Below are 16558 nucleotides of genomic sequence, written 5' to 3'. Positions count from 1 at the left end.
GACTTTGCCTGGAAACTATGGTCCGTCGACTGGCCCAAGCCTTCCGCCGGAGAGCACGCCGTCACCTCGCGCGCGGTTGATACGGGAGGGCAGGTCCAACCCGCAATGGACGATCCCATCATTGCCAAGAAGCATACCTATTGGGAAAGCAACGGTCAGGTGACGCGACGTATCAACATTCACTGACTGGCGGGCAGTCGTATCAAAGTGTCTGAGAGCGATGTGCCCCCATGTCTTTGGCATGGGGTCACCCACATCCGACCAGGCGCCGGCCTGAAGCTGGCCAGAGACGATGCGATGACGACTCCATCGCAGCGCCAAGAGCGGTGTTTAGTGACCTGCGCGGACGCGGAGAAAACTTGAACGGCTGGCGTTCCTCGCCCTTCGCCGAGCCCGGTGGCCGTCACCGAGCTCGACTCATGCGCGACGAGGACGGCGCCACGCCGTGACCCAATGGACCAAGGACCAGCTGAAAGGAGTGCCGGAGCACCGCGACTGAAGGGCCCGACCGTGGCCCTTTTCGAAAGGAGAGTGAGATGATCCGAAAGTGCCCGGACAAGGGCAATTCGCCGTGCCTGAGGGTGGTAGTGCTTAGTGACTTCGGCCAACCGAGAGTCTAGGCTGGCATCGGTTCTGTCAGCGCGAAGACCGTCACATGCCCCGCTTTCTTGCCGTCTACACCATGAAGCCTGAAGACCTTGCCCGCTTTCGCAGCCTGCCCAAGCCCGAGCAAGATGCGATTGATAGCGTCGGCCTACAGCAGTGGACGGACTGGGAGGAGAGAAATGCCGCATCTTTCCCCGATCGCGGCGGCATGGTCGGGAGGACGACGCGCGTTACCAAGGATGGGGTCGCAGACGCCGTGAACCCTTTCTGCGGCTACATTGTCGTCGAGGCCGATACAATCGATGCCGCCGCCCGCCTGTTCGAAAGCCATCCGCATTTCACCGTCTTCCCGGGAGACGGCGTGGACATCATGCCTTTCGTCACTGACCCTCAATGACTTGAAACTCCGGCTGTCGCTTTCTGATGTCGAAGGCTGTCTGTCAGCTCTCGGGGAACTTTTCCCCCGCGGAACCGATCCTGGCGGTTCGCGTCAGATTCAGGTTGAGAGCACGCTGACTTCCTGAAGTCCCCAAAACGTTTCCTGCCCCTTTGAGTTCTCGGGGAGGGATCGTTGGGGCGGCGCTGATCAAGCCGGTCGCGCCTCTTCGACGTTGCGCGCGCTCCAATGGCGCCAGACGACGGGAATGGTCAGAACCAGGCCGAGTAGGGACGAATAGAGTTCGGGCGCCACCAGAAGCAGGGCGGCCAAGACCAGCAACACGTTTTCCCATGGCCGGGTGCGCACGAGCAGGTAGCGCGAGAGGGCGGCCCCCAGGCAGGTGATGCCGAGCACGCAGCCAAAGAAAGCCAGGAAGAAGTTCGGCCAGGTGAAATCTTTCGTCACCAGGAGAAGCGACGGCGAGAAGACAAAGACAAAAGGCACCAGCGCCTTGCCGAGCCCGAGCCGAAAGGCAGTGTTGCCGGTCTTGAATGGATCAGCTCCCGCCATGCCGGCGGCAGCGTAGGCAGCCAGCGCAACCGGCGGCGTGATGTCGGCCAGCAGGCCATAATAGAAAACGAAGAAGTGGGCGACGATCGGCTCGGTGCCGAGCATCACCAGTGCCGGCGCGGCAATCGTCACCATGATGATGTAGTTCGCTGTCGTCGGGATGCCGCAACCCATCAGGATGCAGACCACGCCGGTCATGATCAGCGTGAACAAAAGGGTCAGCCCGTGCGTTGAGAAGATCGCTTCGGGGATAAAGGTGCCGAACAGCAGCGACAGATGGCCTGCCGTCGAAGTGACGATGTAGGACAGCTTGAAGCCGACGCCGGTCAGGGTGACGACGCCGACGACGATGCCGACCGTGGCGGCGGCAGCGCCGACGGCGAGCGCATACTTGGCGCCGTCGCGCAGGCACACCACGATGTCGGCGACAGACATGCGCCGGCGCGGGTTAAACAGGCCGACCAGGATGCAAAGGGTAATGCCCCAGAAGGCAGCCATGTAGGGCGTATAACCCGCAAGAAGCACGCCGATCAGGACGACGAGTGGGATGATGGTCGGCCAGTCCCGTTTCAATGCCTCGACCACGTCGGGCATCTCGTCCGGCCGCAGGCCGCGCAAGCCGGTGCGCTTGGCCTCGAAATGCACCTGCATGAACACGCCGAAGAAGTGCATGAAGGCCGGCACTATCGCTGCCAGGATGATGGTCGTGTAGGGCAGTTCGAGGAACTCGATCATCAGGAAGGCGGCGGCTCCCATGATCGGCGGCGTCACCTGCCCGCCGGTGGAGGAAGCCGCCTCCACCGCGGCGGCGAAATGCTTCTTGTAGCCGAGCCGGATCATCGCCGGGATGGTAAGCGAGCCGACGGTGACGGTGTTGGCGACCGACGAGCCAGAGATCATGCCAAACAGGGCCGAGCCGAAGATCGATACCTTGGCCGGACCGCCGGCGTAGCGGCCGGCGACCCATGCCGCGCAGTCGAGAAAGAGCTGGCCGAGACCGATGCGGGTGGCGAAGACGCCAAACAGGACGAAGTGGAAAACGTAGGTGGCGACGACGCCGAGCGCGATGCCGTAGATGCCTTGCGTCGTCAGGTAGAGGTGGTCGACGAGCTGGGAGACGGACGCGCCGGGATGCACCAGGATGCTCGGCATATAGGGGCCGAACAGCGCATAAGCCATGAAGAGGATGGCGATGATGGGCAGCGGGATGCCGACGGACCGGCGCGTCGCTTCCAGCAGGAGCAGAATGAGGGTCAGCCCGAGCACCACGTCCGTCGTCGTGGGGTTGCCGACGCGGAAGGCAAGATCGTCGAGCGGGATCATCGGCACGTGCAGGACCGCTATCACCGCGGCAAGCGCCAGCAGCCAGTCGAAAACCGGTATGCCGAGCGGCCGCAGAAAGCTGGATTGGGCGGGCTGGTCGTAGCCCTTCTTCACCAGAGGGAAGACGAGGAAGATCAGCGACAGCACCATCGACAGGTGGATGCCCCGGTGCAGCATCTCCTGCAGCAAGCCGAATCCAGCCGTGTAATAGTGAAACAGCGACAAGGCCACCAGGAGGAAGCCGACCAGCCAGCCGGCGGCCCGGGTCAGCGGCCGGAACCGGATCTCGGAGTCGAATTTCTCCTCCAGTTCGCGAGCCTTTTCCTCGTCGAACTCCATGCCGGAAAGCCTGATTTTGTCGTCGTCGCTCATAGTCGGTTCCGTATCCTGAATCCCCAGACAAACGAGGCGGAAAGCACGCCTTCCGCCTCGTTGTCGCCAGTCTGTTGATGGCCTCTTATTTCAGGGCGCCGACTTCCTTGTAGAATTTCTCCGCGCCCGGATGGAACGGAATGCCGGCGCTGGTGACCGCGTTCTGGAGCGTGATCAGCTTGCCCTTGGCATGACCAGCCTGCAGCGCCTTCTGGGTCTCGTCGCTGTAGAGCGACTTGACGATCTTGTAGATGAGGTCATCGGTCTGCTTGGCGCTGGTCACCCATTGCGCGGCGACCGAAATGGTCTTGGTCTCGCCGACATTCTTGTAGGTGCCCGCGGGCACGATGTCGGTCGAGAAGAACTTCTGTTCGGACAGGAGCTTGTCGGCCTCGGGGCCGGTGATCGGCACCAGCGTGATGTTGTTGGTGCTGGCAAGCTCGACGATGGCGCCGGTCGGATAGCCGCCGACGAAGAAATAGGCGTCCATGGCGCCGTCCTGCAGGCGCTCGCCGGCCGGGCCGGGCTTGAGATATTCGGGCTTTACGTCCTTCTCCGTTAGACCGTAGGCGCCGAGCACCAGGCGCGCATCAACGATGGTGCCGGAACCCGGCTCGTCGAGGGAGACGCGCTTGCCCTTCAGATCCGCCACAGTCTTGATGCCGGCGTCGGCGCGCGCGACCAGATGGATGGTTTCAGGATAGAGCGTCGCAATGAGGCGCAGATCCTCTACCTTGGGCTTGCCCTCGTAGAGGCCGGTGCCCGAATGCGCCCAGTAGGCGACATCGGATTGCGTGAAGCCCGATTCGGAAGCGCCCGACTGGATGGCGCTGATGTTGGCCACCGAACCGTTGGAGGACGTGGCGCTGGCAACCAGGCCCTCGACGCCGGCCGGCCCCGTCGCCGAGATCGCGTTGGCGATCAGCCCGCCCACCGGATAGTAGGTGCCGGACGTGCCGCCGGTGCCGATACGGAAAAAAGCCTGCTGCGCGCGCGCCGGCGAAAACCCTGCCGCGGCCAGCGCCAAAGTGCCCGCGCCGACGGAAAAGACGCGACGGTTGATCGAAACAGTCATACTACCTCCCGGTCAAAGATCGGCAGGATGTTGCATCAACCCAAGGATTGTCAACCTGCGCGCGCCTTTCGGGAGGGGATCTGTCGTCGCTGGCGGTGCCCCCTCCCTGTTGCCGTCATGGCGCATTTTGAGATCTAGCTTGTCGATTGAACGGCGGTAATCCGCTTGCTGACGCGGCGCTATCAACACATTCCGCGTGTTGTCAGCCGGCATCCGCAACTGGCGGTTAGCCGACCCTCCAATTTCTGGCGGCTTCCAAGGTGCCAGCCGTCTTTATTAACCATTTGTTAACCATTCGGCCGGCACCCTTTAACCATTGAGTAAGGATTCGCCAGCCGTGACATTTGCCGCTCCCCTGGAGACCAAATCCATTCGCTTTCGCGCCCGTTCGTTCGTCGCTTTCACGCTGACGCCGGAGGCGCCGATCGGTGCTTGGTTGGAGGGGCTGGATCATTGGATCGGCAATTCGCCGGGCTATTTCTCAGGGCGGCCGGTGGTGCTCGACCTCAATGCGCTGAAGCCTGCGGCCGACGAGATCGCGGCGCTGGTCGCTTCGCTCGGCACGCGTGGCATCCGGGTCTATGCCATCGAGCTCGAAGGGGCCTCGCTCGGGCCCGAGCTGCCGCCGCTGCTGGCCGGCGCCAAGGAGGCCACTTCAGATGGCCTGCTGGCGCAGCCCGGCCGCAACGGCAAGGCAGGCCTGGCGGAAGAGGCCGGCAAGACGGAAGCGGTGTCTTCGGAACGCGGCAAGGAAACGGGCAAGCCCGACGAGGGCAGGGCCGAGGCTGGAAGGGTCAAGGCGGCCAAGGCAGCCAAGACAGAACAGCAAGCCGGCGCGGCGGAGCCGGCCCTGGCCGGAACGCTGATGGTCAAGTCGCCCCTTCGCTCGGGCCAGTCGATCTTTCATCCGCATGGCGATGTCATCGTGCTTGGATCGGTCGCTTCCGGTTCCGAGATCATTGCGGCGGGCTCGATCCATGTCTACGGCACGCTGCGCGGCCGCGCCATTGCGGGCTCGGAAGGCAATATTTCGGCGCGCATCTTCTGCCGCAGGAACGAGGCCGAACTGCTCGCCATCGACGGCTGGTACACCACGGCGGAGGACATGGAAGGCGCCTCGCGCGGCAAGCCGGTGCAGGCCTTCCTCGAAGACGGCGTGCTGCGCGTCGTGCCACTGAACTAGGGCGCCGGGATGAAAACGCCGGACCAGTTCTTGTTTTGCGCGACCGCGAACAGGACGTTCAGGTCCGCAAGGTTGGGACCGGTTTCGCGTGGGATGATGGCAGGTTCCAACAATAGCCGTGCGATGCACGGAGCAATAACAAACGACAACATCAGGCGACGGAGGCTTTTTTCATGGGCAAGGTAGTGGTGGTCACCTCAGGCAAGGGAGGTGTCGGCAAGACGACCTCGACGGCCGCATTGGGGGCCGCGGTCGCCAGGACCGGCAAGAAAGTGGCGCTGGTCGATTTCGACGTCGGCCTGCGCAATCTCGACCTGATCATGGGCGCCGAACGGCGCGTGGTGTTCGACCTCGTCAATGTCATCCAGGGCACGGCCAAGCTGTCGCAGGCGCTGATCCGCGACAAGCGCGTCGATACGCTGTTCCTGCTGCCGGCCTCGCAGACGCGCGACAAGGACGCGCTGACCGAAGAAGGCGTCGGCGAGGTGATCGAGAAGCTGCGCTCGGTGTTTGACTATGTGTTCTGCGACAGCCCGGCCGGCATCGAGCGCGGCGCGCAGCTCGCCATGCGCTTCGCTGACGAGGCGGTCATCGTCACCAATCCGGAAGTGTCGTCGGTGCGCGATTCCGACCGCATCATCGGCCTGCTCGACGCCCGCACCATGCGTGCCGAACAGGGCGAGCAAATCGCCAAGCACGTGCTGGTGACGCGTTACGATGCCGGCCGCGCGGCTCGCGGCGAGATGCTGTCCATCGACGACGTGCTGGAAATCCTGTCGGTGCCGCTGCTCGGCATCATCCCGGAGAGCCAGGATGTGCTCAGGGCCTCCAATCTCGGTTCGCCGGTGACGCTGAGCGATCCGCTGAACGCCGCCGCCAAAGCCTATATCGAAGCGGCGCGGAGACTGGAAGGCGAAGACCTGCCGGTCGTGGTTCCCTTCGAGCGCAAGGGCTTCCTCGACAGGCTGCTCGGAAGGAGGGCGGCATGAACATTCTCGACCTCTTCAAGCGGCGCTCCAGCGCGCCCGTGGCGCGTGAGCGGCTGCAGGTGCTGCTCGCCTACGAACGCCGCAGCCGTGGCCAGCCCGATCTCGTCTCCGTGCTGCGCGAGGAGATCATGGCCGTCATCGCCAAGCACGTGCAGATCGACCAGGACTATCTGCAAATCTCGATGGACCGCGGCGAGACCATGTCGACGCTGGAAATCGACATCCAGATCCCCAACAAAAGCGCCGTGCCGCTGGCCATGGCGGGCTGACTTTTACCCTCCCCTTGTGGGGAGGGTCGCTGCAAGCAGCGGGCGGAGTTGGCGCGGCGCTACAGGACGAGCATCCTTCAGCGCCAGCGCCTCAGTCCTACCTTCCACGAGGGGAAGGTAGGATCCAGGATTTTCCGCATCAGATTCCACCCAGAAATCGGGTGCGTCAATTCTGCAAAAAGACGGCCGCGGCACTGGTCGCCCGCCGCATCCCAACCCCAAATGTCCAACTTTACGCTCCCCCTAATGGGGGGCTTCCCCTGCGCAATCAGTGGATGTAAGCATACATATTAGCCAATTATTAAATACTGAATGGGGTATGCGTAAAGGGCATTCGTTATGAATTTCAAGGGTCTGATCAAGCGTGCCGAAGACGTAGATGATGCACTCCAGGAGCTGCAGGCCGATCTGGCGGACGCTCTGGATGCCAGCCTCGATACCGAATACGACGCGCCGCCGGACAGCGGCTATATCCCAGATTCCGCGCCAGGAGCCGAGGCCTCGGCACCCGAGGCCAATGCGGATGATGCGGATAATCCGGACGGCGCGGGCAACGCCGACGATACCGAAACCGCACCACGACTGACGCCCCATACCCAGACCCGGATGGCGGCATTGAGTGCCTTCGAAGGGATGTTCCATGACGCCAGGAACTATATGGACGAGATCAACGGCAAATTGTCGGAGATCGCTACCTCACACCATTTGACGCGCGAGTTCCTCAACATCCTCCACACCGATATTCTTCGCGCCAACGAGCTGGAGCTCGCAAATGGCGACCTAGTCGCGGAACAAAGAACGCTGTCGGAAAAGCTGCACGACACGGCAAGAAAGCTGCGCGAGCGTGAAAGCGCCTGCGAATTGCTGCAACAGCGCGAGACAAGCCTGGTCCAGGACAGGGAGGCGCTTCGCGCAGCGCTCGCAGCGGCCAGGCTGGAACTTGCCGAAACGGCCAATGCGGGCGCAAAACGCGACGCGGAGTTCGGCGACATCGCCAAGCGGCTGACGGCCAGGGCGGTCGAGGCCAACAGGCGCCTGCGCGAGAGCAAGATGCTGCGGGAAAAACATGTCAGCCTGTCGATCGAGCTTGATAAGGCGCTGAAGCGGGAAACCCAGACGCGCCACAGGCTCGACGAGCTCTCGACGATCCATGCCAGCGAAGCAGCGCGGCTTGCCGAACTGCTGGCCGCGCTCGGCAAGAGCGAGAAGGAGGAGATAAGGCTCCAGAAGTCACTCGAGACTGCCCAGGCAAAGCTGTCGGAAATGACCGAAGCGGCCAGCATGATGGAAGGCGACAGGCAAGCTGAACTCGCGCGCAGCCAGATGGAAATGCGCGGATTGCGTTCCGAGATCCAGGACCTGCAATCACGGCTGGAGCGGGCCTCGCACGAGAACAGCGAGGCCACAGCCGAGATCGCCAGGCTCAAGACCGACTTGAACGACACCCTGGCCGAAAAGAAAATCGCCGATCAAAAGTTGTCCTCGCTCACCGACGAGAACGAAAACGACAAGACGAGCCTTTCGAAAGCGAACGCCAATCTTTCGCAGCTTGCGCTGCAACAAGCATCGGAACAGATACAGCTGGATGTCCAGAGGCAGGAATGCGAGGACCTCAAAGCTGAAATCGCGTCGCTCAATGCCCGGATCAAGGAATTGCTGCCTTACGAACGGCTCCACAAGGCCACCAACGGCAGATCGCGCGAGGCCGACGTGGTCGACATCGCCGCCGTGGTGGCGGAGAAAGCCCGTGGAACGGGCAGGCGGCGCATCCGCAGGAACCTCCGCGCCACGCCGTAGCTCATTTCGCCGGCATGGCCGCAGGTCCCGCTGCGGGGCAGCGTTCCGCGCCCGCTGCCTCAACGCGATCGCACGCCGCCGCCGCGGCGCAAATCGCTGAACTGAGGGAGCGGAAGGCCGTCCGTCAAGACGGCGCCAAGCCATCTGCTTGGCTGCGAAACGTCAGCCGCAGCAAGGTTCCGGTCCGGCCGAAGGTCCGCAACAGGCCTTGGCTTTCCTCTCTTCCTCCAGCCAGCGGTCACGCGGCTTGCAGCTTGCCGGCCGCGGCGAAAGCTCGACATGCACCGCATCACCGGCGAGCCGGGGAAGCGCGGCGCGGTAGAGCTGCATCGGGCGCACGCCGTCGCTGACTTCGAAAGTAAGCTTGGCGGAATGGTCGAGGCCGACATGCTCCGTCACCTTGCGGATGATCGCCGAGAATTTCCCGGCCGGCATATGCGTGCGGTCCTCCTCGACGTCCCAGAGCTGCACGAAGATCTCGGCCCAGGATTCCGGGTTTGCACCGCAGTCCAGCGCAGCGAACTGGCCGGCCTTCACCTCGGTGACGTGGTAACAGGCCTCACCGGCCGGCCGTCGTAGAAGAACACCAGGCGCCGGTCCTCGTAGCCCGCCAGAAACTCCAGCAAGCCAGCGATGGTGATGTCGTCGGGATCAACGACGTCAGCGGGTTCAAATTCCCGATTGTCAGAAACGAGCATGTGCGGTAATCCTTGTTTCAACATTTTTAGGATTGTTGAAATATGGATGAACGTCAAGCCCTTTCCGCCTTTGCGGCTCTTTCGCAAGAAACGCGCCTGCGCATCCTGCGGCATCTGGTGATCGCCGGTCCGGACGGGATTGCCGCGGGCGCCATCGCCGAAAAAGTCGAGGTCTCGGCCTCGAATGTGAGCTTCCACCTGAAGGAGCTCGAGCGGGCAGGGCTGATCAGCGTGCGGCGCGCTTCGCGCTCCATGGTCTACAGCGCCGAATATGACACGTTGAGCGGCCTCATCCGTTTCCTGATGGAGGATTGCTGCTCCGGCCGGCTGGAGATCCGCGCTTCGGCGTTGGCTCCAGACTGCTGCGCCGCCGATGTGAAGGGACCGGTTCAGTGATCGTCGCGCCGACAGCCCGGGCGATCGTCCCGACCGCGCCGCATCAGCAATCCGAAATCCAACCTCTTGCCGTCGAGGCCAAGCCATGACCGCTACGATCTACCACAATCCCGACTGCGGCACCTCGCGCAACACGCTTGCCATGATCCAGGCGAGCGGCGAGAAGCCTGACATCATCGAGTATCTGAAACATCCGCCCAGCCGGGACCGCTTGCGCCAGCTTGTCGCCGCCATGGGAATTCCGGCGCGCGCTCTGCTGCGCGAAAAGGGTACGCCCTATGCCGAACTCGGCCTGGGTGACGCCAAATGGACCGATGAACAGCTGATCGACGCCATGCTGAGGCATCCGATCCTGATCAACCGGCCGATCGTCGAGACGCCCAAGGGGACGCGGCTGTGCCGTCCGTCCGAGCTCGTGCTCGATCTGCTCGACCATCCGGTGGTCCGCTTCACCAAGGAAGATGGCGAGGTAGTGAACCATGACCGTGGCATCAAGTGATCGAAGCCTTTCCGATCTCGAAGTCCCGGAGCGCTCGCCGCTGGCCGCCATTGCCGCCCTCGGCGTCACCCAGATCATCGGCTACGGCACGCTGTACTACAGTTTCAGCATTCTCGCCGCCGATATGGCCAGCGATCTGGGCTGGCCGACCGAATGGATTTTCGGCGCGCTCTCGGCGGCTCTGCTGGTTGGCGGGCTGACGGCGCCCTGGCTCGGAAACTGGATCGACCGCTTCGGCGCCGGCAAGATCATGACCGTCGGCTCGATCCTTGCCGCGGCTGCGCTCGCCGCCTGTGCCTACGCGCCGGCGGCCGGGGCCTTCGTGGCGGCGCTGATCGTGCTGGAAGTGGCATCGAACCTGGTCCAGTACGGCGCCGCTTTCGCGCTCCTTGTGCAGATAAGGCCGCGTGCAGCGCAACGCAGCATCACCTATCTCACCCTCATCGCCGGCTTCGCATCGACCGTGTTCTGGCCGATCACCTCGGCCCTGCACGCGCAGATGTCATGGCGAACCGTCTATCTCGTCTTCGCGGGGCTGAACCTGCTCGTCTGCCTGCCGCTGCACGCCTGGCTCTCGCACGGGCTGGCCAAGAGCAGGCGCTCGGCGACCGAGCCGCCACGGCATGTCCAGGGATCGCTTCCGGCCTCGGCGCGGCCGCTCGGCTTCGCGTTGATGGTCATCGCCTTCTCGCTGCAGAACCTGCTTGGCGCCGCTGTCCTGGTGCATATGGTGCCGCTGCTTTCCGGACTTGGCCTCGGGGCGACCGCTGCCGTCGTCGGAACGCTGTTCGGGCCGTCACAAGTGTTGAGCCGCTTCATCAACATGATCTTCGGCATCAACCTGCCGCCATTGACGCTGGCCATCATCTCGGCCGGCCTGATGACGAGCGGGGTCGTCGTGCTGAACTGCACGGCGCCTTCCGTTGCAGGCGCGATGGTTTTCGCCGTCGTCTTCGGCATGGGCAACGGGCTTTTCAGCATCGTCATCGGCGCCCTGCCGCTGACATTGTTCGGCAGTGCGGACTATGGCCGTCTGCAGGGGCGCGTCACATCGGCCCGGCTGCTCGTTTCGGCCGTCGCGCCCTTTGCGCTGGCCTTTGCCATCGTCAATGTCGGCATTGCCTTGTCGCTGGGGGCCATGGCGTTTCTGGGCGGCACCGCGCTGCTGGTCCTGACAGCGATCACGAGACTGCCGAACGCGCGCAACGGCCGCGTCTGAGGGCGGCCGGCTCGTCCGGCCCTTTCTTGCCCCATCGAGATGCCGGCCCTGCCTCACGACGAGCGGGCCGGTTCGCCCTATCTCCCATGACGCAGCGTTTGCCTGATGGCGTACGGAGGACGGGATCAAGTGACATCGACGCCGGTTGTCGGTCGCGAAGCGGCGCCTTTGCCTGTGATGGCGCTGTTGGGGGCCATGGTGTCGATCCAGATCGGCGCCACTTTCGCCAAGAGCCTGTTTCCGGTGATCGGCGCGCAGGGCACGACGACGCTGAGGCTGGTCGTCGGCGCGCTGATGCTGATCGCCGTGCTACGGCCCTGGCAGATGCGGCCTTCGCGCGCCACCGTGCCGTGGCTGGTCGCTTATGGGGTAACGCTGTGCGCGCTCAACCTCCTGTTCTACGCCGCGCTCGCCACGATTCCGCTCGGCGTTGCGGTGGCGCTGGAGTTTTCGGGACCGCTGCTGGTGGCGACGCTGACCTCGCGGCGCGCCGGCGACTTTGCCTGGATCGCGTTGGCGGTCGCCGGCATCGTGCTGTTGTCGCCCTTCATCCGTTCGTTCCAGCCGCTCGATCCGACTGGGGTGATGCTGGCGCTGGCGGCTGGCGGTTTCTGGGCGCTCTACATCGTGCTGGCGCAGAAGGCGGGCGCCGAGCTCGGCACCCGCACCACCGCCTACGGCATGGCGATCGCCGCCGTGCTGGTGCTTCCTTTCGGCGTGGCGCAGGCGGGAGCTGGCCTGCTCGCGCCGTCGATCCTGGTCAGTGCCTTGCTCGTCGGCCTGTTCTCGAGCGCGCTGCCGTTCTTTCTGGAGATGGTGGCGCTGACCCGGATGCCGGCCCGCATCTACGGCACGCTGACCTGCCTGGAGCCAGGATTGGGCGCGCTGGCCGGCTTCCTGTTCCTGCATGAGAGCCTGACCGCGCCGCAACTGGCCGGCATCGCCGCCGTCATCGTCGCGGCCGCCGGCACCGCACTGACCTCGAAGCCGCCGGTGCCGTCGCCGGAGTAGGGCGGATCAGCGTGCAGGTTCGTGCTGCAAACCCGGTTTCGCCACCGTCGTTCAGAACTTCACGCCCAGATCGACCTTCGCGCCCTGGTCGACCGTGCCACTGCCGAACTGGCCGGTATAGGACAAGCCGAGCGTCGCATTGGCCGACATGTTGAGATCGAGGCCGGCCTCGATCACCGCGGCATCCCTGGCGATCGGCACGCCGGCGATGGTGAATTGATCGCCGCCGGCGAAGGCGAAAGCGGAGGTCGGCGTGACATCGCCGAAGGCGTGACGCCAGCCGAGCATGCCGCGAGCGGTGGCATCGATGCCGCCAAGCGCGAAGTCGGTCGCGCCGCGAAGGCCGAGCGTGGTGAAGGTGGCGTCGTTGTTTGTGCTGGCGCTGGTCAACGCCGCGGCAGCACCCGTTTCGGTGAAGCCGTCGGTGTGCACGCTGACATAGGCGAGGTTGGCGAAGGGTTCGAAATGGAAGCCACTGGCATCAGCCTTGTAAGCGAGTTCGCCGAACACTTGCGCGGTGCCGGCGTCGTAGTCCGCCGACAGTTGATCGGCAAAGCCGTTGAAAGCAGCCGAGCGCCTGGTCGAGATGCTGCTCCAGCTATAGGCTGCACCGCTGCGGAAGGCGATGGCACCCCAGTTGGTGCCGCCATAGAGACCGAGATGATAGCTATCACCCTTGCCCGATGAATCGCGGTCGTCGGCATCGAAGGAGGAATGGCCGTAGCCGCCGATGAGGCCGACACGCCAGCCGCCGACCAAAGTGTCGGCGCCGGCCAACAGGCCGCCGGTCGAGCGGTCGAAGGCGGCGGCATTGCCGTCGCTGTCGGTGTTGCTCCACGAACCGAACACCTGGCCCCAGACAGCGAAGCGGTCGGTATCGGCCGCCACCATTTCCGGCCCACCCTCGCCATAGGCCATGACCGGCAGCGCCGCCGCGCCGCCATCGCCAAAGGCAGCAGCAATGCGATTGCTGGCGGCGTCGCGGACGAAGCGGCTGTCTTCAAGCAGCATGCCCTTGGCCGAGGCATGGATTTCCCCGGAAAGCTGGTCGAAGGCGTCCTGGGCGGCTGCTTCGCTCGGCAAAGCAAATATCGCATCGAACAGCGGATTACCGCTGCCAAGACTTTCGGCACCACCGCCGGTGGCGATCTGGTTGGGTGTCAGGCCGACCTCGGCGAAGGATTTTGCCTGCGTCGCGTCGAGATAGACATGCGTCGGGTCGTAACTCGCGAAAAGGCCGGTGAACGGGCCTAGGCCGCTGAGCGTGTAGGTGCCGGTGACGCCCATGTCTGCCTGCAGCACGGTGTAATGCGTGCCCGCCACGTAAGGTGCTGCGTTGGTCTTGATCACGTCGAGGACCGCACCGGCGGCGATCGTCGCCGTGCCCGTCGCGTGGATGAGATCGGACTGGCCGGTCGAGGTCAGCTCGACCTGGTAGATCGAGGCCGCCGCCTGGTCGAGATTGCCGGCGACGTGGAGCGTACCGATCGAATTGCCGGGGGCGATGATGCCGCCCGACCGCGCCATGACACCGCCCACCGTGCCGTTGCCGCCCAGCGTGCCACCGAAGATCGTCACCAGCGAATTGGCCAGCGAACCATTTACGGCCAGCCGCCCGCCATCCACATTGGTGGCACCGGTGAAGCCGCTCGAATCGGCGGTGAGGTTCGTCGCGCCGGCGATCTGGTTGATCGTGCCTGCGCCACCGATCGCCGACGCGAAGGCGTAGTTCGTATCGGTGTGGTTGAAGTTGATCGCACCCGCGCCCGGCCCGAACTGGACGCTCGCCGCATTGAGCGTGCCCGCGGCCGCCGCTGGCGATCCGCTCGCCGCACCGATGTTGAGCGTGCCGACGGAGCCCGCCATGGCGGCGATGTTGACCACGCCGCCGCTCGACACCGCGCCGCCATTGGCAATCGTCAGCGTGCCTGTTCCACTAACGCCGACATCAAGATCTCCGCTGCTGGCCCATGTCGAGCCTGTGCCGTCGACCGCTACCGTGCCGACCGAACCTGCGGCGTAGCCAACCAAGCCCAAGCCATTGCTGACCACGCCGCCTTTCGAAACCGTCACCGTGCCCGTGCCAAAGCCTCCGACATAGAGGTCCCCGCTGTTCGTCCACTTCGATCCCGCGCCGTCAACCGCCGCCATGCCGGTCGAATCGGCAACGTAGCCGATATAGCCCCAGCCATTGCTGACCGTGCCGCTGTTCGAGATCGTCAGAGTACCCGTGCTGAAACCGCCTACGAACAGGTCCGAGCTGTTGTTCCAAGCCGAACCCCCGCCGTCGACCGTCACCGTGCCGGTCGAGCCAGAGAATGCGCCCACATAGCCTGTGGTATCGCTAACCTTGCCGCCGTTCGAGATATTCAGCGTGCCGGTACCCTGATCGCCGACGAACAGGTTGGAACTGTTTGTCCAGGTCGATCCCCCGCCGTCGACGGTCACTGTGCCGGCGGAACCCGAACCGAAACCAACGAAGCCCAGGCCACTGTTGACCGCGCCGCCGTTGAGGATGTTCAGTTCGCCCGTGCCGGCGAAACCGACGAAAAGGGCTACGCTGGCCCAGGTCGAGCCTGCACCCTCGACCGTCGCCGTGCCGGTGGAGCCCGCAACATTTGCCAAAATGCCGTTCTGATTGCTGACCGTGCCCTTGTTCGAAACCGTCAGCGTACCTGTGCCCTGATCGCCAACGATCAGGTCCGAACTGTTTGTCCAGGTCGAGCCGGCACCGTCGACGAATACGATGCCGGTCGAGCCCGCCTTCGCGCCAACAGTTGCCCAACTGTTGCTGACCGCGCCGCCTTGCGTGATCTGCAGAGCGCCCTTGCCGAAATCGCCGACGATCAGCGACCCGCTGTTTGTCCAGGTTGAGTCGACGACTATCACGATGCCGGTCGAGCCCGCCGACTTGCCAACATAGGCCTTGTCATTGCTGACAGCGCCGCCGTTGCTGATCGCTAGCGTGCCGGTGCCGAAATCGCCGACAGCCAGGTCGGAACTGTTGGTCCAGGTCGAGCCGGCATTTTCGATGAACACGCTGCCGGTCGAGCCGGCATTCGCGCCAATAGTCCCCCCATTGGAGCTGACGTCGCCGCCATGGCTGATCGCCAGAGTGCCGGTGCCGAAATCGCCGACACCCAGCGATCCGCTGTTTGTCCAGGTCGAGTTGTCGACGAACACCTTGCCGGTCGAACCCGCGGAGGCGCCAATATAACCTGAAGTATTGCTGACCTTTCCGCTGTTCGAGACCATCAACGTACCTGTCCCGTCGACGCCGACGGACAAGTTCCCGCTGTTGAGCCAGGTTGAGCCGATGCCATCGACCATCACCTTACCGGCTGAATCGGTGCTGTAGCCCACCATGGCATCAGCATTGCTAACCACACCGCCGTTGGTGATTATCAACGCGCCGTCGCCATCATGGCCGACATAGAGCGTTCCATTGTTTGTCCAGGTGGCATCATCGATCGTCGCCGAGCCGATCGAATCTGAATATCGGCCAATATAGGCGCTGTCGCTGATGACGTTGCCGCCGTTGGAAACCGTTACCGCACCAACGCCGGAACTGCCGACCGTGAGGCTATCAGTGTTAAGCCACGTTGAGCCGGCGCCATCGATCTTTACGACGCCTTGAACGTTGCTGGCGCCCGCAACAATACCCACAGCATCCGTCACGACACCGCCATTGAGGATATCGAGCGTAGCCAGCCCGAAACTACCAACCACCAAACTGCTGCTGGTCCACGAGGAACCCGCACCTGTTACGGTGACATCAGAAGTGGAGTTATCCCCCCAGGATAAGAATGCTCGGTCGGTCGTCAACGTGCCGTTCGAAACGACAAGGCTGCCGTCCGAAGAAGCTACAAAGCCAAGGTAAATATCGTCGGCAAAAGCGTTGCCAGCGTTGATAACAGTCGGATTCGGTGTCGAATTGCTGATATATACAATATCGGCCGCCGTCGGCACTGACCCAGCGTTCCAGTTTCCGGCGGTAAACCAATCCGTGGAGGTGGTGCCGGTCCAGGCATCGGCCGCCGTCGCGGCGATCGGCTGGCCGAATCCGACCAGCGCGGTCGACGTCAGCGCCAGATATTTCCACGCGTTAGCCCTGCGGCCACCAAAACCATTCTGCGGCATCCAAACCCCTGACATGATAGTCATTTCACCCT

At 63.6% G+C, this 16558-nt stretch carries 12 protein-coding genes and 3 pseudogenes; 11 read left to right on the top strand and 4 right to left on the bottom strand.

The window, feature by feature from the left end; all coding sequences use genetic code 11:
- The 3 genes and pseudogenes from FJ949_RS30540 to FJ949_RS25205 form a co-directional block, all read left to right on the top strand.
- Nucleotides 1-186, top strand: a pseudogene (locus tag FJ949_RS30540) (sulfite oxidase); the annotation flags it as partial.
- Between the two features lie 233 nt (nt 187-419).
- A pseudogene (locus tag FJ949_RS30895) lies at nt 420-499 on the top strand (PRC-barrel domain containing protein); the annotation flags it as partial.
- A 156-nt stretch (nt 500-655) separates the two neighbouring features.
- Nucleotides 656-1003, top strand: a complete 348-nt coding sequence (locus tag FJ949_RS25205; RefSeq protein ID WP_140500147.1) for a hypothetical protein — start codon at nt 656-658, stop codon at nt 1001-1003.
- A gap of 189 nt (nt 1004-1192) precedes the next feature.
- On the opposite strand, the gene FJ949_RS25200 is transcribed toward FJ949_RS25205, so the two are convergent.
- Together FJ949_RS25200 and FJ949_RS25195 are read right to left on the bottom strand one after the other, a co-directional pair.
- On the bottom strand, nt 1193-3250 hold the full coding sequence (locus FJ949_RS25200; RefSeq protein ID WP_140500145.1) for a TRAP transporter permease: 2058 nt from the start codon (nt 3248-3250) through the stop codon (nt 1193-1195).
- Nucleotides 3251-3335: 85 nt separating this feature from the next.
- A complete protein-coding gene (locus tag FJ949_RS25195) occupies nt 3336-4325 on the bottom strand; it encodes a TAXI family TRAP transporter solute-binding subunit (RefSeq protein WP_140500143.1) in 990 nt (329 codons plus the stop codon).
- Nucleotides 4326-4662: 337 nt separating this feature from the next.
- On the opposite strand from FJ949_RS25195, the gene minC reads away from it, so the two are divergent.
- The 4 genes from minC to FJ949_RS25175 all read left to right on the top strand — a co-directional run bounded on the left by minC (nt 4663) and on the right by FJ949_RS25175 (nt 8563).
- Nucleotides 4663-5508: a septum site-determining protein MinC gene (minC, locus tag FJ949_RS25190; RefSeq protein ID WP_140500141.1), complete on the top strand. Its 846-nt coding sequence runs from the start codon at nt 4663-4665 to the stop codon at nt 5506-5508.
- A gap of 173 nt (nt 5509-5681) precedes the next feature.
- A complete protein-coding gene (gene minD, locus FJ949_RS25185) occupies nt 5682-6497 on the top strand; it encodes a septum site-determining protein MinD (protein WP_140500139.1) in 816 nt (271 codons plus the stop codon).
- Nucleotides 6494-6766: a cell division topological specificity factor MinE gene (minE, locus tag FJ949_RS25180; protein ID WP_140500137.1), complete on the top strand. Its 273-nt coding sequence runs from the start codon at nt 6494-6496 to the stop codon at nt 6764-6766. The genes minD and minE overlap by 4 nt, the downstream gene beginning before the upstream one ends.
- 339 nt (nt 6767-7105) lie before the next feature.
- A complete protein-coding gene (locus tag FJ949_RS25175; protein ID WP_140500135.1) occupies nt 7106-8563 on the top strand; it encodes a hypothetical protein in 1458 nt (485 codons plus the stop codon).
- A gap of 162 nt (nt 8564-8725) precedes the next feature.
- Here FJ949_RS25175 and FJ949_RS25170 read toward each other — a convergent pair.
- Nucleotides 8726-9261 (bottom strand): annotated as a pseudogene (locus FJ949_RS25170) (DUF6428 family protein).
- A 42-nt stretch (nt 9262-9303) separates the two neighbouring features.
- Between FJ949_RS25170 and FJ949_RS25165 the strand changes: the two are divergent.
- The 4 genes from FJ949_RS25165 to FJ949_RS25150 all read left to right on the top strand — a co-directional run bounded on the left by FJ949_RS25165 (nt 9304) and on the right by FJ949_RS25150 (nt 12386).
- Nucleotides 9304-9657 (top strand): metalloregulator ArsR/SmtB family transcription factor, encoded by a 354-nt coding sequence (locus tag FJ949_RS25165; protein WP_140500133.1) that lies wholly within the window; start codon nt 9304-9306, stop codon nt 9655-9657.
- An 85-nt stretch (nt 9658-9742) separates the two neighbouring features.
- Nucleotides 9743-10156 (top strand): arsenate reductase (glutaredoxin), encoded by a 414-nt coding sequence (gene arsC, locus FJ949_RS25160; RefSeq protein ID WP_140500131.1) that lies wholly within the window; start codon nt 9743-9745, stop codon nt 10154-10156.
- On the top strand, nt 10137-11375 hold the full coding sequence (arsK, locus tag FJ949_RS25155; RefSeq protein ID WP_140500129.1) for an arsenite efflux MFS transporter ArsK: 1239 nt from the start codon (nt 10137-10139) through the stop codon (nt 11373-11375). The genes arsC and arsK overlap by 20 nt, the downstream gene beginning before the upstream one ends.
- Nucleotides 11376-11504: 129 nt before the next feature.
- Nucleotides 11505-12386 (top strand): DMT family transporter, encoded by an 882-nt coding sequence (locus tag FJ949_RS25150; protein ID WP_140500127.1) that lies wholly within the window; start codon nt 11505-11507, stop codon nt 12384-12386.
- Nucleotides 12387-12437: 51 nt separating this feature from the next.
- Here the strand turns inward: FJ949_RS25150 and FJ949_RS25145 are convergent, their stop codons facing one another.
- Nucleotides 12438-16526: an autotransporter domain-containing protein gene (locus FJ949_RS25145; protein WP_181172149.1), complete on the bottom strand. Its 4089-nt coding sequence runs from the start codon at nt 16524-16526 to the stop codon at nt 12438-12440.
- Nucleotides 16527-16558: the final 32 nt, after the last annotated feature.

It is taken from the genome of Mesorhizobium sp. B2-4-1, assembly GCF_006442185.1.
In the GTDB taxonomy this organism is placed as follows: domain Bacteria; phylum Pseudomonadota; class Alphaproteobacteria; order Rhizobiales; family Rhizobiaceae; genus Mesorhizobium.
Note: the sequence above shows the minus strand (reverse complement) of the source record. Positions and strands in the feature narration are given on the sequence as shown.

Coding starts and splice junctions, on each gene's coding strand:
- FJ949_RS25175 (WP_140500135.1), top strand. CDS start 7,106: ATGAATTTCAAGGGTCTGATCAAGCGTGCCGAAGACGTAGATGATGCA.
- FJ949_RS25195 (WP_140500143.1), bottom strand. CDS start 4,325: ATGACTGTTTCGATCAACCGTCGCGTCTTTTCCGTCGGCGCGGGCACT.
- FJ949_RS25200 (WP_140500145.1), bottom strand. CDS start 3,250: ATGAGCGACGACGACAAAATCAGGCTTTCCGGCATGGAGTTCGACGAG.
- minD (WP_140500139.1), top strand. CDS start 5,682: ATGGGCAAGGTAGTGGTGGTCACCTCAGGCAAGGGAGGTGTCGGCAAG.
- minE (WP_140500137.1), top strand. CDS start 6,494: ATGAACATTCTCGACCTCTTCAAGCGGCGCTCCAGCGCGCCCGTGGCG.
- FJ949_RS25145 (WP_181172149.1), bottom strand. CDS start 16,526: ATGCCGCAGAATGGTTTTGGTGGCCGCAGGGCTAACGCGTGGAAATAT.
- arsK (WP_140500129.1), top strand. CDS start 10,137: ATGACCGTGGCATCAAGTGATCGAAGCCTTTCCGATCTCGAAGTCCCG.
- arsC (WP_140500131.1), top strand. CDS start 9,743: ATGACCGCTACGATCTACCACAATCCCGACTGCGGCACCTCGCGCAAC.
- FJ949_RS25205 (WP_140500147.1), top strand. CDS start 656: ATGCCCCGCTTTCTTGCCGTCTACACCATGAAGCCTGAAGACCTTGCC.
- FJ949_RS25165 (WP_140500133.1), top strand. CDS start 9,304: ATGGATGAACGTCAAGCCCTTTCCGCCTTTGCGGCTCTTTCGCAAGAA.